This window comes from Jannaschia pagri (genome assembly GCF_019655435.1).
In the GTDB taxonomy this organism is placed as follows: Bacteria; Pseudomonadota; Alphaproteobacteria; order Rhodobacterales; family Rhodobacteraceae; genus Jannaschia; species Jannaschia pagri.
In genome coordinates, this window is record NZ_BPFH01000003.1 from 1 (window position 1) to 16,749 (window position 16,749).

The 16,749-nt window shown below is 64.3% G+C and carries 25 protein-coding genes; 21 read left to right on the top strand and 4 right to left on the bottom strand.

What is annotated here, in order from left to right; all coding sequences use genetic code 11:
* Nucleotides 1-163: 163 nt before the first annotated feature.
* A complete protein-coding gene (locus K5R33_RS08160) occupies nt 164-1,009 on the bottom strand; it encodes a DMT family transporter (protein WP_220748544.1) in 846 nt (281 codons plus the stop codon).
* 26 nt (nt 1,010-1,035) lie between these two features.
* Nucleotides 1,036-1,926 carry a LysR family transcriptional regulator gene (locus K5R33_RS08165; protein ID WP_220748545.1) on the bottom strand — a complete coding sequence of 297 codons (891 nt, stop codon included), beginning with the start codon at nt 1,924-1,926 and terminating at the stop codon, nt 1,036-1,038.
* A 167-nt stretch (nt 1,927-2,093) separates the two neighbouring features.
* Between K5R33_RS08165 and K5R33_RS08170 the strand changes: the two genes are divergently transcribed.
* The 4 genes from K5R33_RS08170 (at nt 2,094) to K5R33_RS08185 (ending at nt 5,687) form a co-directional block, all read left to right on the top strand.
* A complete protein-coding gene (locus K5R33_RS08170) occupies nt 2,094-2,672 on the top strand; it encodes an FMN-dependent NADH-azoreductase (RefSeq protein ID WP_220748546.1) in 579 nt (192 codons plus the stop codon).
* A 355-nt stretch (nt 2,673-3,027) separates the two neighbouring features.
* Nucleotides 3,028-3,393 carry a hypothetical protein gene (locus K5R33_RS08175; protein WP_220748547.1) on the top strand — a complete coding sequence of 122 codons (366 nt, stop codon included), beginning with the start codon at nt 3,028-3,030 and terminating at the stop codon, nt 3,391-3,393.
* Nucleotides 3,394-3,562: 169 nt separating this feature from the next.
* Nucleotides 3,563-5,062 carry a signal recognition particle protein gene (gene ffh, locus K5R33_RS08180; RefSeq protein WP_220748548.1) on the top strand — a complete coding sequence of 500 codons (1,500 nt, stop codon included), beginning with the start codon at nt 3,563-3,565 and terminating at the stop codon, nt 5,060-5,062.
* Nucleotides 5,063-5,150: 88 nt separating this feature from the next.
* Entirely contained in the window at nt 5,151-5,687 is a 537-nt protein-coding gene (locus tag K5R33_RS08185; RefSeq protein ID WP_220748549.1) for a GNAT family N-acetyltransferase, read from the top strand.
* A gap of 98 nt (nt 5,688-5,785) precedes the next feature.
* Here K5R33_RS08185 and K5R33_RS08190 read toward each other — a convergent pair whose 3' ends face one another.
* Nucleotides 5,786-5,965 (bottom strand): hypothetical protein, encoded by a 180-nt coding sequence (locus K5R33_RS08190; RefSeq protein WP_220748550.1) that lies wholly within the window; start codon nt 5,963-5,965, stop codon nt 5,786-5,788.
* 219 nt (nt 5,966-6,184) lie between these two features.
* On the opposite strand from K5R33_RS08190, the gene K5R33_RS08195 reads away from it, so the two are divergent.
* The 17 genes from K5R33_RS08195 (at nt 6,185) to K5R33_RS08275 (ending at nt 15,678) form a co-directional block, all read left to right on the top strand.
* Nucleotides 6,185-6,448, top strand: a complete 264-nt coding sequence (locus K5R33_RS08195; protein ID WP_220748551.1) for a hypothetical protein — start codon at nt 6,185-6,187, stop codon at nt 6,446-6,448.
* Entirely contained in the window at nt 6,445-6,939 is a 495-nt protein-coding gene (locus K5R33_RS08200; protein ID WP_220748552.1) for a GNAT family N-acetyltransferase, read from the top strand. Before K5R33_RS08195 ends, K5R33_RS08200 begins: the two co-directional genes overlap by 4 nt.
* Before the next feature lie 352 nt (nt 6,940-7,291).
* Entirely contained in the window at nt 7,292-7,816 is a 525-nt protein-coding gene (locus K5R33_RS08205) for a GNAT family N-acetyltransferase (protein WP_255588433.1), read from the top strand.
* A complete protein-coding gene (locus tag K5R33_RS08210; protein WP_220748553.1) occupies nt 7,813-8,334 on the top strand; it encodes a GNAT family N-acetyltransferase in 522 nt (173 codons plus the stop codon). The genes K5R33_RS08205 and K5R33_RS08210 overlap by 4 nt, the downstream gene beginning before the upstream one ends.
* Before the next feature lie 118 nt (nt 8,335-8,452).
* The gene (locus tag K5R33_RS08215) at nt 8,453-9,013 is read left to right on the top strand and encodes a GNAT family N-acetyltransferase (RefSeq protein ID WP_220748554.1); all 561 of its coding nucleotides are present in this window, start codon (nt 8,453-8,455) and stop codon (nt 9,011-9,013) included.
* Nucleotides 9,010-9,501, top strand: coding sequence for a GNAT family N-acetyltransferase (locus K5R33_RS08220; RefSeq protein WP_220748555.1), 492 nt, complete (start codon nt 9,010-9,012; stop codon nt 9,499-9,501). The genes K5R33_RS08215 and K5R33_RS08220 overlap by 4 nt, the downstream gene beginning before the upstream one ends.
* Nucleotides 9,498-10,013, top strand: coding sequence for a GNAT family N-acetyltransferase (locus K5R33_RS08225; protein ID WP_220748556.1), 516 nt, complete (start codon nt 9,498-9,500; stop codon nt 10,011-10,013). The genes K5R33_RS08220 and K5R33_RS08225 overlap by 4 nt, the downstream gene beginning before the upstream one ends.
* 121 nt (nt 10,014-10,134) lie before the next feature.
* A complete protein-coding gene (locus K5R33_RS08230) occupies nt 10,135-10,737 on the top strand; it encodes a GNAT family N-acetyltransferase (protein WP_220748557.1) in 603 nt (200 codons plus the stop codon).
* A gap of 96 nt (nt 10,738-10,833) precedes the next feature.
* The gene (locus tag K5R33_RS08235; protein ID WP_220748558.1) at nt 10,834-11,130 is read left to right on the top strand and encodes a chorismate mutase; all 297 of its coding nucleotides are present in this window, start codon (nt 10,834-10,836) and stop codon (nt 11,128-11,130) included.
* A gap of 48 nt (nt 11,131-11,178) precedes the next feature.
* Entirely contained in the window at nt 11,179-11,553 is a 375-nt protein-coding gene (gene rpsP / locus K5R33_RS08240; RefSeq protein WP_220748559.1) for a 30S ribosomal protein S16, read from the top strand.
* A gap of 93 nt (nt 11,554-11,646) precedes the next feature.
* Nucleotides 11,647-11,808: a hypothetical protein gene (locus K5R33_RS08245; RefSeq protein ID WP_220748560.1), complete on the top strand. Its 162-nt coding sequence runs from the start codon at nt 11,647-11,649 to the stop codon at nt 11,806-11,808.
* 58 nt (nt 11,809-11,866) lie between these two features.
* Nucleotides 11,867-12,394: a ribosome maturation factor RimM gene (gene rimM / locus K5R33_RS08250; protein WP_220748561.1), complete on the top strand. Its 528-nt coding sequence runs from the start codon at nt 11,867-11,869 to the stop codon at nt 12,392-12,394.
* Between the two features lie 74 nt (nt 12,395-12,468).
* Complete coding sequence (locus K5R33_RS08255; protein WP_220748562.1) at nt 12,469-12,627, top strand: DUF1328 family protein; 159 nt, start codon at nt 12,469-12,471, stop codon at nt 12,625-12,627.
* A gap of 38 nt (nt 12,628-12,665) precedes the next feature.
* Nucleotides 12,666-13,436: a tRNA (guanosine(37)-N1)-methyltransferase TrmD gene (gene trmD, locus K5R33_RS08260; protein WP_220748563.1), complete on the top strand. Its 771-nt coding sequence runs from the start codon at nt 12,666-12,668 to the stop codon at nt 13,434-13,436.
* 210 nt (nt 13,437-13,646) lie between these two features.
* Nucleotides 13,647-14,021: a 50S ribosomal protein L19 gene (rplS, locus tag K5R33_RS08265; protein WP_220748564.1), complete on the top strand. Its 375-nt coding sequence runs from the start codon at nt 13,647-13,649 to the stop codon at nt 14,019-14,021.
* Between the two features lie 11 nt (nt 14,022-14,032).
* A complete protein-coding gene (gene rpmE, locus K5R33_RS08270) occupies nt 14,033-14,254 on the top strand; it encodes a 50S ribosomal protein L31 (RefSeq protein ID WP_220748565.1) in 222 nt (73 codons plus the stop codon).
* A gap of 614 nt (nt 14,255-14,868) precedes the next feature.
* Nucleotides 14,869-15,678 (top strand): division plane positioning ATPase MipZ, encoded by an 810-nt coding sequence (locus K5R33_RS08275; protein WP_220748566.1) that lies wholly within the window; start codon nt 14,869-14,871, stop codon nt 15,676-15,678.
* Nucleotides 15,679-15,732: 54 nt separating this feature from the next.
* Here K5R33_RS08275 and K5R33_RS08280 read toward each other — a convergent pair whose 3' ends face one another.
* Complete coding sequence (locus K5R33_RS08280) at nt 15,733-16,749, bottom strand: cytochrome d ubiquinol oxidase subunit II (protein WP_220748567.1); 1,017 nt, start codon at nt 16,747-16,749, stop codon at nt 15,733-15,735.

Here is a 16,749-nt window from a genome sequence, read left to right on the forward strand (position 1 = left end):
AGCGCCGCCGGTGAGGGGGCTTTTACGGATACCAATCCAGACCCGCAAGCGGATTCTGGCAGAAAAAGCGTATTTCCGAAAAAATTCTCTTAACCACCTGAATTTAAATGATACTTATGCTCAGATCGACTCGAGAGACGCCCCAAACCCCCAGATGTTGGGCTCAATCCCGCAGCAACGCCAACAACGCGCAGACTGTCAGGACCACGCCGACCAACGCAGCGCCAAGAACCGGCGGACGCCCAAGCGCCACATCCCAAACGATCACCCAGGTAGGGACAAGGTACGTATAGGCCATCACCTTGGACGCGGGCAGGCGCAGCGCCGCGAACTGCAACAGAACGAATGTCGCGGCACTTGCCGCAAGAGCCGTGTACCCAATGGCGATCCAGACCCGTGAGGGAAGCTGCATCCATGAAACGTGGAGCGCTGCGGGCAACCCAAGACCCGCCAAGACAATCGTACCGCCGATCAGCGTGCCAAACGTAAAAACCAGCGCGCTTTCCCCTCGGTTTAGCCGCCGCACGAGCGGCGTGTATAAGGCATGGGCCGTGCAACCGACGAAGTAGATCACCTCGCCGCGCCCCACATCCAAGCCCAACAGCAGATTCAGGTCACCGCGAAAAATCACCCAGAGCGAGCCAATGCCCCCGAGCGCCAGCGCACGCCAGATCCGTCCCGTTGTCACCTGCCCGAGCAGAAGCCATGCAAATCCAGCCGTCAGAACCGGGGTGAGCGTAAACACAGCCGCCGCCGACACCGGCGTTGCCGTCTTCAGGCCCTCGAACATCAGGACGAAGTAGCTTGAGAAGAGCCCACCGAGCAGGCCGTACCGCCAAGGCGCCGAGAGCGCCTCCCTGGGAATGCCGCCACGAAGCGCGACAGCCATGCCAATGACGCAAGCCGCGATGGCGAACCGTACGGCGTTCAAGACAATCGGCGGGATATCATTGGCGGCCGCGGCGCCCAACGGAAAGGACCCCGCCACCAAGATCGAAAAGAGGAGCATCGCCAAATGCCCCTGGGCGGAGGGGCTCAGCCGTCCACGGGCCAGCGCGACACCCAGTCCTTGAGGAAGGACACGGCGGTTTGGACTTTTGCCGTTCGATGCAGATCGACGTGGGTCACCAGCCAAAGCTGGCTATTCCATTCATCACGCGGGCCGAAGACCATCTCCACCTCGTCGTTCTCGTTCTCCGCCCAGGTGGTCGAGAACCCGATACCCAGACCCGCCAAGACCGCTGGGCGGGCCGCCGTAATCTGATTCACCTGATAGCCGATGTTGCGCGCCGGGATGTTCTTTTTGAGCCAAGCGAAGAACGGGGCGCGCGGAACCTCATCCGCCGAGCCGATAAACACATGGTCGCCGACATCCTCCAGGCTCGTGGGCCGCCCATGACGCCGGATGTAGTCCTTGGAGGCGTAGAGCGCGAAGGACTGCTTATAGAGCTTCTGAACAACATTGTCCGGCTGATCCGGTGGGTTGCCCGCCCGGATCGCCACATGGGCCTCTCCGTATTCCAGGCGAAACAGCCGCTCATCGGTCAACAGCTTGATGGTCAGTTCGGGATGCACCTCCCGAAAGGCCGCCAGCGCGGGCGACAACAGGGGTGCCAGGACCGCGAGCGACGTGATGATCAACTCACCCGTCACCTCGTTGCCGCGCCCTTTGATGCGGTTGGCCAGCTGCGCCAACTGGTCATCGGTCGACTGAGCCACCGTCAATAGGTCTTGTCCGGCCTCCGTCGGGGTGTAGCCGCGAGCATGTCTCTGGAACAGCTTAGAGCCAAGCTTGCCCTCCAGGCTGTCAATATGTCGGATGACCGTGGCGTGGTGCACACCCAAAGCCTGCGCCGCCCCCGACACTGTGCCCAACCGGGCCACTTGAAAGGCCGTGCGGACTTCGTCCCAATCGTTGAAGGCCATGGTCTCTCCCTGCGTTGGGCCGACTATACGTGCGCAGGCGCACATGACAAGCGCGGCGGCGCATCCTGCGCAGATGCACAGCACGACGCTTACGCGACGGAATTGCCCGACACCCTTAGACCGACAACCTTATGCCCACAGCCAAACACCCCGCAGGAGACGTCCCCATGTCCCATATCCTCCAAATTGATGCTTCCGCCCGCACCGAAGGCTCCGTCACGCGCGACCTCACACGCCAGATCGCCGCCCGCCTGGGTGGCACGGTGGATCACTTGGATCTCGCAGCCACCCCTCTCCCCCAACTGACCGAAGACTGGGTTGGCGCGAACTTTACACCCGTCGGCGACCGCACCGACGCCCAGAAAGCCGTGCTGTCCCAGTCGGACGACCTGATCGCCCGGGTCCAAGCCGCCGATACGCTCGTCATTGGGCTGCCGATCTATAACTTTGGCCTGCCATCTGCTCTGAAGGCCTGGATCGATCTGATCGCCCGCGCGGGCGTCACCTTTAGCTACTCGCCCGACGGACCAAAGGGCCTGTTGACCGGCAAACGCGCTGTCATTGCCGTGGCCTCGGGCGGGACGCCCGTCGACTCGGAGATCGACTATGCCACTCCTTACCTCCGACACGCGCTCGGCTTCATCGGCATCCATGACGTGACCGTCATCGCCGCCGACGCCCTGGGTTCGGACAGCGACACCAAGCTGGCCGCTGCCACCGGCCAGATCGAGGCCCTCGCAGCCTGACCGATGCTCGCCAGCCCCGGCATAGCGTAAGAGCGATGTCGGGGCTGCCTGCGCGGCACACCTCATATCGAAAGACGCGCCCGGTCACATCGACTGCCTGGACCGAGGTCACCTCAGCGGCTGGCTCTCCCGACATATCACCATAAACACCCTCGGCGCCGCCCTAACGTTCCGAAGCGATTGACCAATGGCATGAGCCGTCGGCCTTAAGCTGCAATCAAAAGACGCGCCGTGGCCGACTTCCTAAGCGACCGTCTCGTTAACAGTGGCTGTCACATGGAAGCAGCCCGAAACGCCTTTGACAGACCGCCATGCCGTACCGAGCCTGCCTCCGACCCAGTGTAGGAGGCAGAGAATGATTACCCCCTTCGATATCTGGGCGCCCATGATCCGGGCGCCCTTTTCCGGTGACGTCACCCAGGAGATTACGCCCCGCGTCCTCTCACCCGACATTGCAGGCCAGACCGAGATCGAGCGGACCATCCATACGGAGGTCGCCAGCTACGGCACGCAGCTGGGCAAAATACTAGAGGCGCTTCAGACGCTTTCGGACGCAACGAAGACACCTCTGCCGGACATCGACAAACTGGTCACTAAGGTGGAGACCGCCAAAACCCGCAACAAAGACGACCTGCGCGCCGATGCGAAGGCCGCGCTAGAACGACTGCGCGCAGTGGATGAGGACGGCTGGCGCGCGCTCACCTCCGTGCGGGAACCTTGACTCGCGTCACCTAGGGGCGTACCCCGACGGCAAAACCCGGAAGCGACAGCCTTCCGGTCCTCGGCCTTTTCCGGGGATCGCCCTCCGCCAGCGTTATACGCCCGCGGGGGCGTTTGCGCATTGGACCGGGCTCGCCCATATGGGGCGGGTCAAACCCGGAGGACGTTGGATGTTCGAGAGCCTGTCAGACCGCCTGGGCGGAGTCTTTGACCGCCTCACCAAGCAGGGCGCCCTGTCCGAAGACGATGTGCGGACCGCCATGCGCGAGGTCCGCGTGGCCCTGCTGGAGGCTGATGTCTCCCTGCCCGTGGCGCGCGATTTCGTCAAAAAGGTTACCGCCAAGGCCACCGGCGCCGCGGTCACCAAGTCGATCACCCCTGGCCAACAGGTCATCAAGATCGTCCATGACGAGCTGCAATTGGTCCTGGCCGGCGAAGAGGGCATCGCGCCCCTGAAGATCGACAACCCGCCCGCGCCCATCCTGATGGTCGGCCTGCAGGGCTCCGGTAAGACGACCACCACCGGCAAGCTGGCCCGCCGCCTGAAGGAGCGGGACGGCAAGCGCGTGCTCATGGCCTCGCTCGACGTCTACCGCCCGGCGGCCATGGACCAGCTGGCCATTCTGGGCGGCCAGATCGGTGTCGACACCCTGCCCATTGTCCAGGGCCAGACGCCCGTGGACATCGCCAAACGCGCCAAGACCCAGGCCGCGCTCGGCGGGTATGACGTCTACCTGCTCGACACCGCCGGCCGTTTGCAGATCGACCAGGTCCTGATGGACGAGGTCGCCCAGGTCCATGCCGCCGTCGCGCCGCGCGAAACACTGCTGGTGGTCGATGGCCTGACCGGTCAGGTCGCCGTCGAGGTCGCCGAGGAATTCGACGCCAAGGTCGGCGTCACCGGCGTTGTCCTCACCCGGATGGACGGAGACGGCCGTGGCGGCGCCGCCCTGTCCATGCGCGCGGTCACCGGCAAGCCCATTCGCTACGTGGGCCTTGGCGAAAAGATGGATGCGCTCGAGGAATTCGATCCCCAGCGTATCGCGGGCCGCATCCTCGGCATGGGCGACATCGTGGCCCTGGTCGAAAAGGCTCAGGAGGTCATGGAGGTCGAGGCCCAGGAACGCATGATGAAGCGGTTCCAGAAGGGTCTCTTCAACATGAACGACCTCAAGGGCCAGCTAACCCAAATGCAGAAGATGGGCGGCATGGAAGGCGTCATGGGCATGATGCCCGGCATGGGCAAGATGGCCAAGCAGATGGACAAGGCGGGCCTGGATGACAGCATCCTGAAACGCCAGATCGCGCTGATCGATTCCATGACCAAGAAGGAACGCGCCAATCCCGCGCTGCTGCAAGCCAGCCGCAAGAAACGCATCGCCGCAGGCGCAGGCCTTCAGGTCAGCGAGTTGAACCAGCTGCTCAAGATGCACCGCCAGATGGCGGATATGATGAAGAAGATGGGCAAGGGCGGGATGCTCAAGAAGGCCATGGCCATGATGACCGGCAAGGGCGGTGGCATGCCCGACCCGTCCCAGATGGACCCCGCCGCTTTGGAAGCCGCGTCGAAGCAGCTTGGCTCCATGAAGGGGATGCCGGGCCTGGGCGGCGGAATGCCTGGTATGCCGCCCGGCATGACCCTGCCCAAGGGATTTGGCGGCAAGAAATGACGGCAGCCCTGCGCACCCTGCCTCCGGTCAACCGGAGGCCCGCCGCGGGTCACCCCGCGGCCACCGCCCCGGATCGGACGGTGCGCAGATGATCGCGAGCGGTCTCCATACCCTCGACGCCATTGCCCCGCTGGAGACTGAGCGCTTGGTGTTGCGCGTTCCGATCGAGGCGGATTGGCCGGAGCACCTTGCCTTCGGCCTCTCCGACCGCATGCAATTCACGGGCGGGCCTACGAACCGTTGGGGCGCCTGGCGGTCGTTCACTTCAATGCTGGGCCATTGGGTGCTGCGTGGTTACGGTTTTTGGCAAATACTCGAAAAGTCCACTGGCGACCGGATTGGCAAGGCGGGCCTCCTGTTCCACGACGGATGGCCGGAACCGGAACTGGCTTGGCATCTCTACGACGGGAACACAGGCAAGGGCTTCGCGACCGAAGCCGCCCGCGCAGCCCGCACTGATGCGTGGTCGCGTCTCGGCCTCGGCCCCCTCATCAGCCCCATTGACGCCGACAATCATGCCTCCCGCGCCGTGGCCCGTCGCCTGGGCGCCCGAGTCGAAGGTACGGGCGCCCTCCTGGGCAGCGATGTCGAGATCTGGCGGCACCCGGACCCGGTGCGGACATGACAAAGGCCGCCTCTTACATTCCGACGTGCCGCGCAGAAGCAGGCACGATGCGGGCTTGGCCCTACATGGGGTCTAAAGCCCCCTCTTCTGTTCGCCAGTCAGCGCGCGCCGGTCTCCCGGGCCACCTCATCCAGCGCAACGTCAGCAACCGCCTGACGAGTATCGTCAACAGTATGGCGGTGCAGGACAGAGCGGTCTCGGAAAGCAACTCGTGCCAGAGCAAAGACATCCGCCCAATCGGCCTGCGCCGACAAGACCTCCACGAGCGGACGTTGCACACACACTCGGACGTGGCCAGCGGACGTCAGCCCCATGCAGTACGCAGATACGGTCGCACAGGTTTGCCGACCCCGAGCGCCCATGGCGACGTCGGTCCCGGGCGAACCGTCTTTGAAGCTGTTACCCAACTGACTGGCGGGACGCGCGCTCCAGACGCTCACCCGCAGGCCCCCGACCACACCCAATCAGTGCCCAATGACCACAGGTGGGGTGCCGACATGATCCCCCACTCGGGCCACCACCAGCCCAGCGCGAGCACGCTGACCGTCCTGCTCCAGGACGATCACACTCGGCGTGAGACAGAAACCGACATCGCCCGCCGCCACACCCCTCCCCAACCGCTGCACGAACAGACCTGGCGCCACGCGGCAGGCCAGCTTGTGCCCACCCAAGCCAAACGGACCGATACCTCAAAGCATCAGAGCTATGTCGTGACAACGCCGCGCGTCACCAACGCCTCCTTGCAAGAGGCCCTCCGGTGACGCTCCCATCCACGATAACGACCGAACGTCTGGTGCTTCGCCCCTTCGAGATGCGCGATCTCGATGCCTACGTCGCTTATTACACCGGTCCGCGCACAACCGGCGTGGGCGGGCCTAAGCCACGGTACGTCGTAGCCGAACGCTTCCAGGCCATGGCCGGTCAATGGGCACTGCGCGGATACGGACGGTATGCCATCACGGATGGGCAAGCCGCCTTTGGACATGCTGGCATCATGCATGTGGATGACGGCGACCCCGCTGAAATGACCTGGACCCTCTGGCACACCCAATGGGAAGGCAAAGGCTTCGCAACGGAGGCCTGCCGCGCCATCTTGACCGCCTGGGCTGGGGAACCACTGGTCGCTCGGATTGCACCATCGAACGGACGCTCCATCGCCATGGCGCAACGGCTTGGCTTTGTGGAAGACCCAAACGCCCCGCCACCATCCTACGATCAAACGATGCGCACTTATCGGCAGGTCGCACAATGACGCTGTCCCGCCCATCGCCCCGTGCCCACATGCCTGCCCCTGCGCAAGCCTTATGCCCACCGCGAAGCCGCCGACTTAGCCCGGTCAGACGGCATGGCGTTCAGGCTGTACAGGCCACACTTACGGGCGCCCTGCTCTGCGTCGTTACCGTATCGCCTATCCGGGTTGTGGCCGCCCACAATCACGCAGGCTTGTCGTCCCGGCATGGCTCATTATTGACACCTATTGGCCGCGCGCGCCTCTCACCCAGCCTTGCCAGACAACACGACCGCAACGCGCACATGGGCGCCTCCGTCCGCCGGGGGCAGTTCGACGAACGGCCCCTCCAGTGCGACCGAGGCGCAGACACGCCATGATGCCCCTCACCATTCCCACCCTAACGACCGAGCGCCTGATCTTACGCGCCCCGACACGAGCGGACTTCGCGCCCTCCGCAGCGCTCCTCGCCAGCGCGCGCGCGACCTACATGGGAGGGCCCTACGACCGAGCCGCGGCTTGGGCCCAGTTCACTGGGGCCTGCGCGTCTTGGCTTTTGGAGGGCTTCGGAAGTTGGATGATCACCGATCGCGCCACAGGCGCCTGGCTCGGTGAGACAGGCATCACCCACCCCGACCACTTCCCGGAACCTGAGTTAGGCTGGATGGTCGCCCCAGAGGCCGAGGGCCAAGGCATCGCCCATGAGGCGGCCCGCGCCGCCCAAACCTGGGGCCTGCAAACGCGCGGCTTGGCAACCTTCGTCTCCTATGTGGATCCCGAAAACATCCGCTCCCTGGCTTTGGCCCGGCGCCTCGGGGCGCGCCAAGACGACAGCGCTCAACGTCCAGCAGGCGAAACACCCGCAGATACCACCGTCTTTCGCCACGGAGGGCGCCCATGATCGCCCTTGCGCCAACCCCAATCCTGCGCACGCAACGCCTCACCCTCCGGGCCCCCATCGCGACCGATTGGCCGGGGATCCGGGATTTCATGGCCTCGCCCCGCTCCCGCTGGGCGGGAGGTCCCCTGGATCGGCGAAACGCTTGGCGCCTCTTCGGCAGCTTCGTGGGCCATTGGGTGCTGCGCGACTACGGTCTCTTCGTCTATCATCGGCACGACGACCCGACCCCACTCGGCACCGTCGGCCCCTACCGCCCCGAGGGCTGGCCCGAGCCGGAAATCGGCTGGACCCTCTGGGACCCCGCCTCCGAGGGCCAGGGCTACGCCACCGAGGCCGCACGCAAGACGCTCGCCTATGCCCGCGACACCCTGCGGTGGGCCTCCGCCGTCAGTTACATCTCATCCGCAAATACGGCCTCGATTGCGGTGGCCGAGCGCCTGGGCGCGTCCTTTGACCCCGCGGCGACACCAAACCACGACGGCGCGCTCGTCTACCGTCACTGGGGGCAAGCCCAATGACCGTCCTTCACCATCACGGGTCACTCAATACTCCAGAGAGCGCGAGAGACAGCGTCTCTCGCCGCGCCGGACGGGGCTCGATGCCCCGATCGGTGCGCCTGGCCCAAAGGACGTGCCCATGATTGGCCCGTGCACCATCCCAACCACGCCCGCAGCCGTGGCCCAAGCGGCCGCCCTCGAGGCGCTCGTGCCAAAGCTACGCACCCCGCGCACAACGCTCCGGGCGCCCCGTCTCAGCGACTTCGAAGCGCTCCATGGAATCACCGGTAGCGACCGCAATGCCTTCGAGGGCGGGCCCTCCACCCCAGAAGAAACCTGGACCGACTTCTGTGGAATGACAGCCACCTGGATCCTGCGGGGCCACGGCCTGTGGACGGTGGACACCTACGGGGGCGATGTGGCGGGCTTCGTCCTGATTGGCACCGAACCGGGGGACGAGGAACATGAGCTCGGCTGGCTCCTCTGCGCCCCTTACGAAGGCATGGGCCTCGCCACCGAAGCGGCCATGGCGGCCCGCACCCATGCCCAAAAGACCCTGAACCTGCCCTCCCTTGTCAGCTATATCGCACCGGGCAACGCGCGGTCCGAGGCCGTCGCGCAACGTCTCGGGGCCGTCCCCGACGGCACCATACTCAACGACCAAGTCACCATCTGGCGACACTGGGGAACCGCCCAATGATCCCAACCCTGACCACAGAGCGTTTGACCCTTCGCGCCCCCGAGACGCGCGACCACGCGGCCTATGCGGCGTTCTACGCCTCGCCCCGCTCCGAAATCATCGGCGGCCCCTTGGACGAAACCGCCGCCTGGAAAATCCTGACAAACGACGTGGGCCACTGGCATTTGCGCGGTTTCGGCTGGTGGTCGTTGGATGACGGAACCGGCTGTGTGGGATCCTGCGGCTTCCACCTCCCCGAGGGGCGCCCGGATGTGGAACTGGGCTGGTCCCTGTTTTCAGGTATGGGCCGGGGCTATGCGACCGAAGCGGCCCAAGCGGCATTGGCCTGGGCAGGCACCCGTTGGCCCCGAATCGTCAGCCACATCGACCGCGACAACCGGGCGTCTGCACGCGTCGCCCTGCGCTTGGGCGCCACGGACACCGGTGTGCCGCCTGCCCATGATCCGCTCTGCACGATCTGGCTGCACGATGTCGGGGGCGCTCCATGATCCCCACCCTCACCACCGCGCGGCTCACCCTGCGCGCCCCTACGTTGGCGGATTTCGAGGCCCACGCCGCATTTCGCGCATCCGATCGCGCGGCCTTTGTCGGCGGCCCGTCCGACCGAAGCATCTCTTGGGGCCATTTCGCCGCCATTCCAGGCCAATGGGCCCTGCGCGGGTATGGCCGTTGGCTGGTAGCCGACCGCGACGCCGATGCGCCGCTCGGCATTGTCGGCCTGCACCACCCGGACGACTGGCCCGAGCCGGAACTTGCCTGGACCATGTACGCCGCCGGTGAGGGCCGTGGCGTCGCGCAAGAAGCGGCGCTGGCCGCCCGCGCCTATGCCTACGACACCCTGGGCTGGACCACCCTGATGTCCTTCGTGGATCCCGCCAATACTCGCTCCATGGCCCTCGCCCTACGCCTCGGCTGCCATCCCGACGGCACCCACAGCCATCCGCAGTTCGGCACGTTCCACGTCATGCGCCACCCCGCCCCGTCGGAGGCCACCCAATGATCCGAACACCCTCCCATCACGGGTCCAGCAATACTCCGGAGAGCACGAGAGGCAGCGCCTCTCGTCGGGGCCAGCGGGGCTCAATGCCCCGCGGGCCCCGCCCCCTGCCCGGAGGTCACCCATGAGCCGCGCAAACATTCCAACCCTTGAAACCCGGCGCCTGATCCTGCGCGGTCCGGAGCCTGAGGATTATCCCGACTTCAAGGCCACCTTCGCCTCCTATCGGTCGCGGTTCATGGGCGGTCCTCTGAACGCTTACGAAGCTTGGATGCTCTACGCCGCCGAAATCGGCCATTGGGACATCCGTGGCTTCGGCATGTGGATGATCCACGCCAAAGACGACGACCGCACCCTGGGGATGGCCGGCGGGTGGCAGCCAGCTGGCTGGCCCGAACGGGAACTCGCCTGGATCATCTGGCCCGGCGCTGCGGGACAGGGCTACGCGCTGGAGGCAACCCACGCCGTGCGCCGCCATCTCTACGCCCAAGGGTGGGACGGCGCGGTGACCTATGTCGACCCCAAGCACCTCGATTCGATCCGGCTCTGCGAACGGTTGGGCGCCAAACGGGACCCACAGGCGCCGACGATCGACGGCAACGACGTGGCGTACCGCCATCCCGGCCCCGAAGCACTGCTAGATACACAGCTTGCCTGGGCCATCGACCGCGAGATCGACCATTATGCGGACCCCAGCCTTAAGCCTGAGGGGGTCCCCGTTGACTAATCGTGCCCGCCCCCTTAACCGCCTGTGGTCCGACCGGGATCCCCCCGTCGTCACCCCCGGATCACCCTTTGTTTTCTGCCCCGCCCGGAGCATGCCATGACCGACGCCACAACCCGCGCCGCCGCCATTCTGGCGGAGCATCGCGACAGCATCGACCGCCTCGACGCCGTGCTGGTCTATACCCTGGCCGAGCGCTTCGCCCACACCCAGGCGGTGGGCAAACTCAAGGCAGAACACGCCCTTCCGCCGTCCGACCCGGACCGGGAGGCCAAGCAGATCGCGCGACTCGACAGGCTCGCCGAAGAGGCCGGGCTTGATCCCGACTTCGCCAAGAAATTCCTCGGGTTCATCATCGAGGAAGTCATCCGTCACCATCGGACCCACCAAGCCTAGGGCGGGACACGCCCCGCCATCCAACTGACAAACCAAAGGAAAAACACCATGGCTATGAAAATTCGCCTCGCCCGTGGCGGCTCCAAGAAGCGCCCCCATTACGCCATTGTGGCCGCCGACAGCCGCATGGCCCGCGATGGCCGCTTCATCGAAAAGCTGGGCACCTACAACCCGCTCCTGCCCAAGGACAGCGAAGACCGCGTCAAGATGAACATGGAGCGCGTGCAATACTGGCTCGGCCAGGGCGCCCAACCCACCGACCGGATTTCGCGCTTCCTCGAAGCCGCTGACGTGCTGCCCAAGAAAGAGCGCGCCAACATGAAAAAGGCCGAGCCGGGCAAGAAAGCCCAGGAACGCGCCCAGGAAAAGGCCGACAAAGCCGCTGCGGCCGCCGAGTCCGAAGCCACCCCGGCAGAGGAATAAGCCTTTGGCATTCCAAGATTTCCACATGGAAATCTCTGAAAAACGGCGTCCCCGGAAGCTTCCCGGGGACGCCACCCAACAGCCGGGGACCCTATGCTCCACCTTCTGATCGGGGGCCTGGCCTTCGCGACCCTGCTGACCATCATCGGCGCCGTCTTGCTCCTCCAAACAGAACGTCGACGCCTGCGCCCCGTAGGCGCAGGAATGATCGCAGTCAGTGCCGCGCTCGCGGCTGCTATCCTGCTTTGGGCTTGACCCGCGCCCTGTGCGCCCGCACCTTCCGGTGCCGCGACAGCTACCGAGAGACACCCGCATGAAAGACCACGTCTGCCTCGGCGCCATCATGGGCAGCTACGGTGTCCGCGGTGATGCCCGCGTCAAAAGCTTCTGTGCGGATCCCTCTGCCATCGGGGATTACGGGCCGCTCACCGACGATCAAGGGCAATCCTACAAGGTCACGGTGCTGCGTCCGGTCAAGGGTGGCTACGCTGTCCGCCTCTCCGGCGTCCCCCATAAGGAAGCCGCCGATGCCCTCAAGGGCCGTCGCCTCTGGGCCCCCCGCAGCGCCCTGCCGACGCTGCCCGATGATGAGTTTTATCACTCCGACCTGATCGGCCTGACCGCCGTGGACACCGGCGGCGCGGATCTAGGCCGGGTCCATGCCGTCCACGACCACGGCGCGGGCGACTTGCTCGAGGTGCGCCCCAAAGGCGGCAAACCGATCCTCGTTCCCTTCACCCAAGCCATTGTTCCCACAGTCGATCTGGCGGCCAAGCGCCTGGTGATCGACCCACCCCACGGTCTGTTTCCTGGTGAAGGCGAAGAGGACGCCCCGACCTAATGCACGCCTGATCCGGAACCAAACAGGCGCGCGCAAGGTTATCCTGTCAAAGCAATCATGCCCGGAGGGTTCCCATGTTGGACTGGATCATCATCTTCCTTGTTGTCGCCGCGATCGCTGCCTTCTTGGGTCTCGGTCGCCTATCTGGCGTGGCACTGTCCGGGGCGAAAATCCTCGTGGTGCTGGCGCTGGTCGTTGCCGCTGTCTCGCTCTTGGGAGCGGCGGTCGCCTGACCCTTTCCCGGACACCGTCCTCGCGCTAAGCGGGGGCCATGTCCGATTTGCCCCGGTCCCATGGGACCAAATCCATACGTCTCTCGACCCGCCCCCGCGACCTCATGGAAGAGGCGACGCCTGCCAATGCCTGGCGCGCGAGTGTTGTCACGCTCTTCCCCGAAGCCTTCCCAGGCGTCCTGAGCGAGTCCCTCACGGGGTCTGCGCTCAAGCACGGCATCTGGTCCCTAGAGACGACAAACCTGCGGGATTTCGGCCTGACGAAGCATCGCAACGTCGATGCCCCACCTGCGGGCGGCGGCCCCGGCCTCGTGCTAAGGCCCGATGTCGTCGGCCCAGCGCTTGAGGCGGCGCGCGTCCCCGGCCCGATGATCTACCTGTCCCCCCGGGGCGCGCCCTTTACACAAGCTATGGCACGGGATTGGGCCCGCGGCCCCGGGGTCACGCTGCTCTGTGGGCGGTTCGAAGGCGTCGATCAGCGCATCCTGGATCACTACGATATCACCGAGGTCTCTCTGGGGGACTTCGTTTTGACCGGGGGCGAAATCGCCGCCCAGGCCATGCTCGACGCCACAGTCCGCCTGCTGCCGGGTGTTCTGGGCAATGCCGCCAGCGCCGAGGACGAAAGCCATTCCGACGGCCTGTTGGAACATCCCCAATATACCAAACCGGCCGACTGGCAGGGACGCACGATCCCATCGGTCCTGACCTCTGGCGACCACGGCAAGGTCGCTGCATGGCGCCGCGCCCAGGCGGAGGCCCTGACCCAAACGCGCCGCCCCGACCTCTGGTCCAAGCGCAAAGGCTGACTGGGTTTCTTCTTGGCGAAAATACTCCGGGGTCTGGGGCAGCGCCCCAGCCTGCCTCTTGCAAGTAACGCGATTCCCCCCTAACAGCGCGCCAGACGTTCCACCCCGGCTGCCCGGGGTGTTCTTCGTTGCACCAAAGAACAGCCGCCCGGACAAACCGGCGCAGGACATCATCCGGGGGCAAACCCCGCGTAATCATAGGAGGGTCCCATGGACCTGATCGCTCAGATCGAGGCGGAACAAGTCGCCGCGCTCGGCAAAGACATTCCCGATTTCAAGGCTGGCGACACGATTCGCGTCGGCTTCAAGGTGACCGAAGGCACGCGCACCCGCGTCCAGAACTACGAAGGCGTCTGCATCAGCCGTAAGAACGGTGATGGCATTGCCGGATCGTTCACCGTTCGCAAGATCAGCTTCGGCGAAGGTGTCGAGCGGGTTTTCCCCCTGCACTCCACCAACATCGACAACATCACCGTGGTGCGCCGTGGCCGCGTCCGCCGGTCCAAGCTGTACTACCTGCGCACCCGTCGCGGGAAGTCCGCCCGGATCGCCGAACAGACCAACTACCGCGCCCCGAAGGCCTGAGGAGAGACGAGATGAAAAAGGATATCCATCCCGACTACCACATCATCGACGTCAAGCTGGTCGATGGCACCGTGGTTCAAATGAAATCCACCTGGGGTGGCGAAGGCGAGCAGATGGCGCTCGACATCGACCCCTCGGTGCACCCGGCCTGGACCGGTGGCGGCACCCGTCTGATGGACACCGGTGGCCGCGTGTCCAAGTTCAAGAACAAGTACGCTGGCCTGGGCTTCTAAGCCTTCGCTGCAGAGACCGCCGAGACGCCGCTCCCTTTGGGGCGGCGTTTTTCGTTCGCCCCCCGATCGGGCCTGATTTCGCGGATTGGCTTTTCCCTGAGCGCTCACCAGAGATCGGTGAACCGGCATACGTTGAATCAAATGGCGTGACGCAGATCTCGCTTGCTCTTCGTTCAATCCGCCTCGCAGTGTCATCCATTGATCCAAACGCCGCCGTTGGACTGGCGGCATTGGCTCACCTCCTGCTCCTTCAGCATCTCGATGATTTGCGCCTCGCTGAACCTCGATCTCTTCATCCGTCCATCGCCTTCTTAGGGACGAACTCTACCCAAATCTGGAGAAGGAAGCGGGGCTCACGTCACAGGCCGCCTGGAACCGAAGGGCAGCTAGTAGCCCCCGCCAGTCGGCCGTCCCCGCCGGCCACGCAACATCGCTTTCCTCTACCGGACCGCGAAAATGGGGCACGGGCTCTGTCTGGAACGACGACGGAGACGTGTTCATCAAACCGGACGCTTTAAAAATCAGCCTCTGTACCCGCCGGAGACCCAGCGGGCCTTTGCACCGTCTGCGCCCCCACCTATAGTTCAACGCAACATCTGGGGGTCGGTCTCAACATGGCGCATATCATCGTTTTCGGAAACGAAAAGGGCGGATCGGGTAAGTCCACGACATGTATGCACACAGCGACGGCCCTTGCGCGGTCGGGCGCGCGGGTTGGCGCACTCGATCTGGATCTGCGGCAGCGGACCTTTACGCGATATCTCGAAAACAGAGGTGCCTATGGTGCGAAACATGGCGTGGCGCTCCCCACACCCAGTGTCACAGGTCTCCCGAAGGTGGACCGTGAGGGGTTGGGACCGACGGAAAATCCCTTCGACAAGTCCCTCAGCCTCGCGGTTGCGGAATTGGAAAAGACTTGCGATTTCATCGTCATAGACTGCCCTGGATCCCATACACGGTTGAGCCAGGTCGCCCACAGCTTGGCTGATACCTTGGTGACGCCGCTCAATGACAGTTTTGTCGATTTCGATCTGCTGGCCAAAATCGACCCAGATTCCGGGCGTATTCTCGGCCCATCGGTCTATTCCGAGATGGTTTGGCACGCGCGGCAATTGCGTGCGAAAGCGGGGCTGAAACCGGTGGATTGGATCGTTCTGCGAAACCGGTTAGGCGCGCAGGAGATGCACAATAAGCGCAAGATGGGTCAGGCTCTGACGGATTTGTCGAAGCGTATCGGCTTCCGCGTGGCACCTGGGTTTACGGAGCGTGTCATTTTCCGGGAGTTGTTTCCCAGGGGGATGACGCTTCTGGACCTGAAAGACATCGGTGTCGCGAACTTGAATCTGTCGAACGTCGCTGCACGGCAAGAGGTCCGCGACCTCCTCAAGTCGCTCAACCTACCCAGTGTCGAACTGGCGTTCTAACCGGGCAGCCTCCGGTCAACCGGAGGCCTGCGCAGGCATTGCCTGCGCCCCCGCTCAATCGTAGCGCAATTCTCTCGTTTTGCCGCGGAACACCCAGTAGGCGAGCGCGGTGTAGGCCAAGATCGTGGGCACCACGAAACACGCGCCAATGAGAATAATAAATAGACTCTCGGACGCACTGGCGGCCTCGAAGATCGTCAACCGTTCGGGCACCACGTAGGGGAAGAAGCTATAGGCAAGGCCGAGGAACGCGAGCGCAAAGAGGCCAAGGGCGGAGACGAAAGGCTTCCACGCACCGCGATCATCCTCCTTTGGCATCCGCGACAAGCTCCGCCACAGGAACCATAGAAGGAGCAGCGACAGGATCGGCAGCGGCGACAGGTACAGCAGGCTCGGGAACGTGAACCACTTCTCAAAGATCCGGGGGCTGACCAATGGCGAGGCGAGCGAGATCGTCGCAATGCCCAGCACAAGCCCCCAGATGCAGGTCTTGGCCCAAGTCACCGCGCGTTTTTGGAGCGCGGTCTCAGACTTCAGGATGAGCCAGGTTGCTCCGATAAACGCGTAGCCGATGGTGAGGGCGATGGCACAGAGGATCGAGAACAGGACCGTATGCCAGGCGAACTCCAACCCCATGATGTAGAGGCCCAACATGAAACCCTGTGCCAGCGTGGCCATCAGCGATCCGGTGAAAAAGAGCTTATTCCAAAGATCCTTGTACTTCGCCCGGGCCTTTACGCGAAATTCAAACGACACGCCGCGTAGGATCAGACCGACCAGCAGTATGAAAACCGGCAGGTAAAGCGTCGACAGGATCATTCCGTGGGCGGCGGGAAAGGCCACCAGCAGAAGACCAACGGCCAGCACCAGCCACGTCTCATTTGCGTCCCAGAAGGGGCCGATGGAGGCGACCATCATGTCCTTTTCTGCGTCATCCCCGGCAAAGGGGGTGAGAATACCCACCCCCAGGTCATAGCCGTCCAGGATGACATAGAGCAGGATCGACACGCCCATCAGGCCCGCGAAAACGAAGGGAAGCCAAACGTCGGGCTGATATCCAAGCAGTTCCAT

What these genes read in the sequence shown, in the direction of transcription:
- K5R33_RS08160 (WP_220748544.1), bottom strand. Translation starts at nt 1,009, where the DNA reads ATGCTCCTCTTTTCGATCTTGGTGGCGGGGTCCTTTCCGTTGGGCGCC.
- K5R33_RS08165 (WP_220748545.1), bottom strand. Translation starts at nt 1,926, where the DNA reads ATGGCCTTCAACGATTGGGACGAAGTCCGCACGGCCTTTCAAGTGGCC.
- K5R33_RS08170 (WP_220748546.1), top strand. Translation starts at nt 2,094, where the DNA reads ATGTCCCATATCCTCCAAATTGATGCTTCCGCCCGCACCGAAGGCTCC.
- K5R33_RS08175 (WP_220748547.1), top strand. Translation starts at nt 3,028, where the DNA reads ATGATTACCCCCTTCGATATCTGGGCGCCCATGATCCGGGCGCCCTTT.
- ffh (WP_220748548.1), top strand. Translation starts at nt 3,563, where the DNA reads ATGTTCGAGAGCCTGTCAGACCGCCTGGGCGGAGTCTTTGACCGCCTC.
- K5R33_RS08185 (WP_220748549.1), top strand. Translation starts at nt 5,151, where the DNA reads ATGATCGCGAGCGGTCTCCATACCCTCGACGCCATTGCCCCGCTGGAG.
- K5R33_RS08195 (WP_220748551.1), top strand. Translation starts at nt 6,185, where the DNA reads ATGATCCCCCACTCGGGCCACCACCAGCCCAGCGCGAGCACGCTGACC.
- K5R33_RS08205 (WP_255588433.1), top strand. Translation starts at nt 7,292, where the DNA reads ATGATGCCCCTCACCATTCCCACCCTAACGACCGAGCGCCTGATCTTA.
- K5R33_RS08210 (WP_220748553.1), top strand. Translation starts at nt 7,813, where the DNA reads ATGATCGCCCTTGCGCCAACCCCAATCCTGCGCACGCAACGCCTCACC.
- K5R33_RS08215 (WP_220748554.1), top strand. Translation starts at nt 8,453, where the DNA reads ATGATTGGCCCGTGCACCATCCCAACCACGCCCGCAGCCGTGGCCCAA.
- K5R33_RS08220 (WP_220748555.1), top strand. Translation starts at nt 9,010, where the DNA reads ATGATCCCAACCCTGACCACAGAGCGTTTGACCCTTCGCGCCCCCGAG.
- K5R33_RS08225 (WP_220748556.1), top strand. Translation starts at nt 9,498, where the DNA reads ATGATCCCCACCCTCACCACCGCGCGGCTCACCCTGCGCGCCCCTACG.
- K5R33_RS08230 (WP_220748557.1), top strand. Translation starts at nt 10,135, where the DNA reads ATGAGCCGCGCAAACATTCCAACCCTTGAAACCCGGCGCCTGATCCTG.
- K5R33_RS08235 (WP_220748558.1), top strand. Translation starts at nt 10,834, where the DNA reads ATGACCGACGCCACAACCCGCGCCGCCGCCATTCTGGCGGAGCATCGC.
- rpsP (WP_220748559.1), top strand. Translation starts at nt 11,179, where the DNA reads ATGGCTATGAAAATTCGCCTCGCCCGTGGCGGCTCCAAGAAGCGCCCC.
- K5R33_RS08245 (WP_220748560.1), top strand. Translation starts at nt 11,647, where the DNA reads ATGCTCCACCTTCTGATCGGGGGCCTGGCCTTCGCGACCCTGCTGACC.
- rimM (WP_220748561.1), top strand. Translation starts at nt 11,867, where the DNA reads ATGAAAGACCACGTCTGCCTCGGCGCCATCATGGGCAGCTACGGTGTC.
- K5R33_RS08255 (WP_220748562.1), top strand. Translation starts at nt 12,469, where the DNA reads ATGTTGGACTGGATCATCATCTTCCTTGTTGTCGCCGCGATCGCTGCC.
- trmD (WP_220748563.1), top strand. Translation starts at nt 12,666, where the DNA reads ATGTCCGATTTGCCCCGGTCCCATGGGACCAAATCCATACGTCTCTCG.
- rplS (WP_220748564.1), top strand. Translation starts at nt 13,647, where the DNA reads ATGGACCTGATCGCTCAGATCGAGGCGGAACAAGTCGCCGCGCTCGGC.
- rpmE (WP_220748565.1), top strand. Translation starts at nt 14,033, where the DNA reads ATGAAAAAGGATATCCATCCCGACTACCACATCATCGACGTCAAGCTG.
- K5R33_RS08275 (WP_220748566.1), top strand. Translation starts at nt 14,869, where the DNA reads ATGGCGCATATCATCGTTTTCGGAAACGAAAAGGGCGGATCGGGTAAG.
- K5R33_RS08280 (WP_220748567.1), bottom strand. Translation starts at nt 16,749, where the DNA reads ATGGAACTGCTTGGATATCAGCCCGACGTTTGGCTTCCCTTCGTTTTC.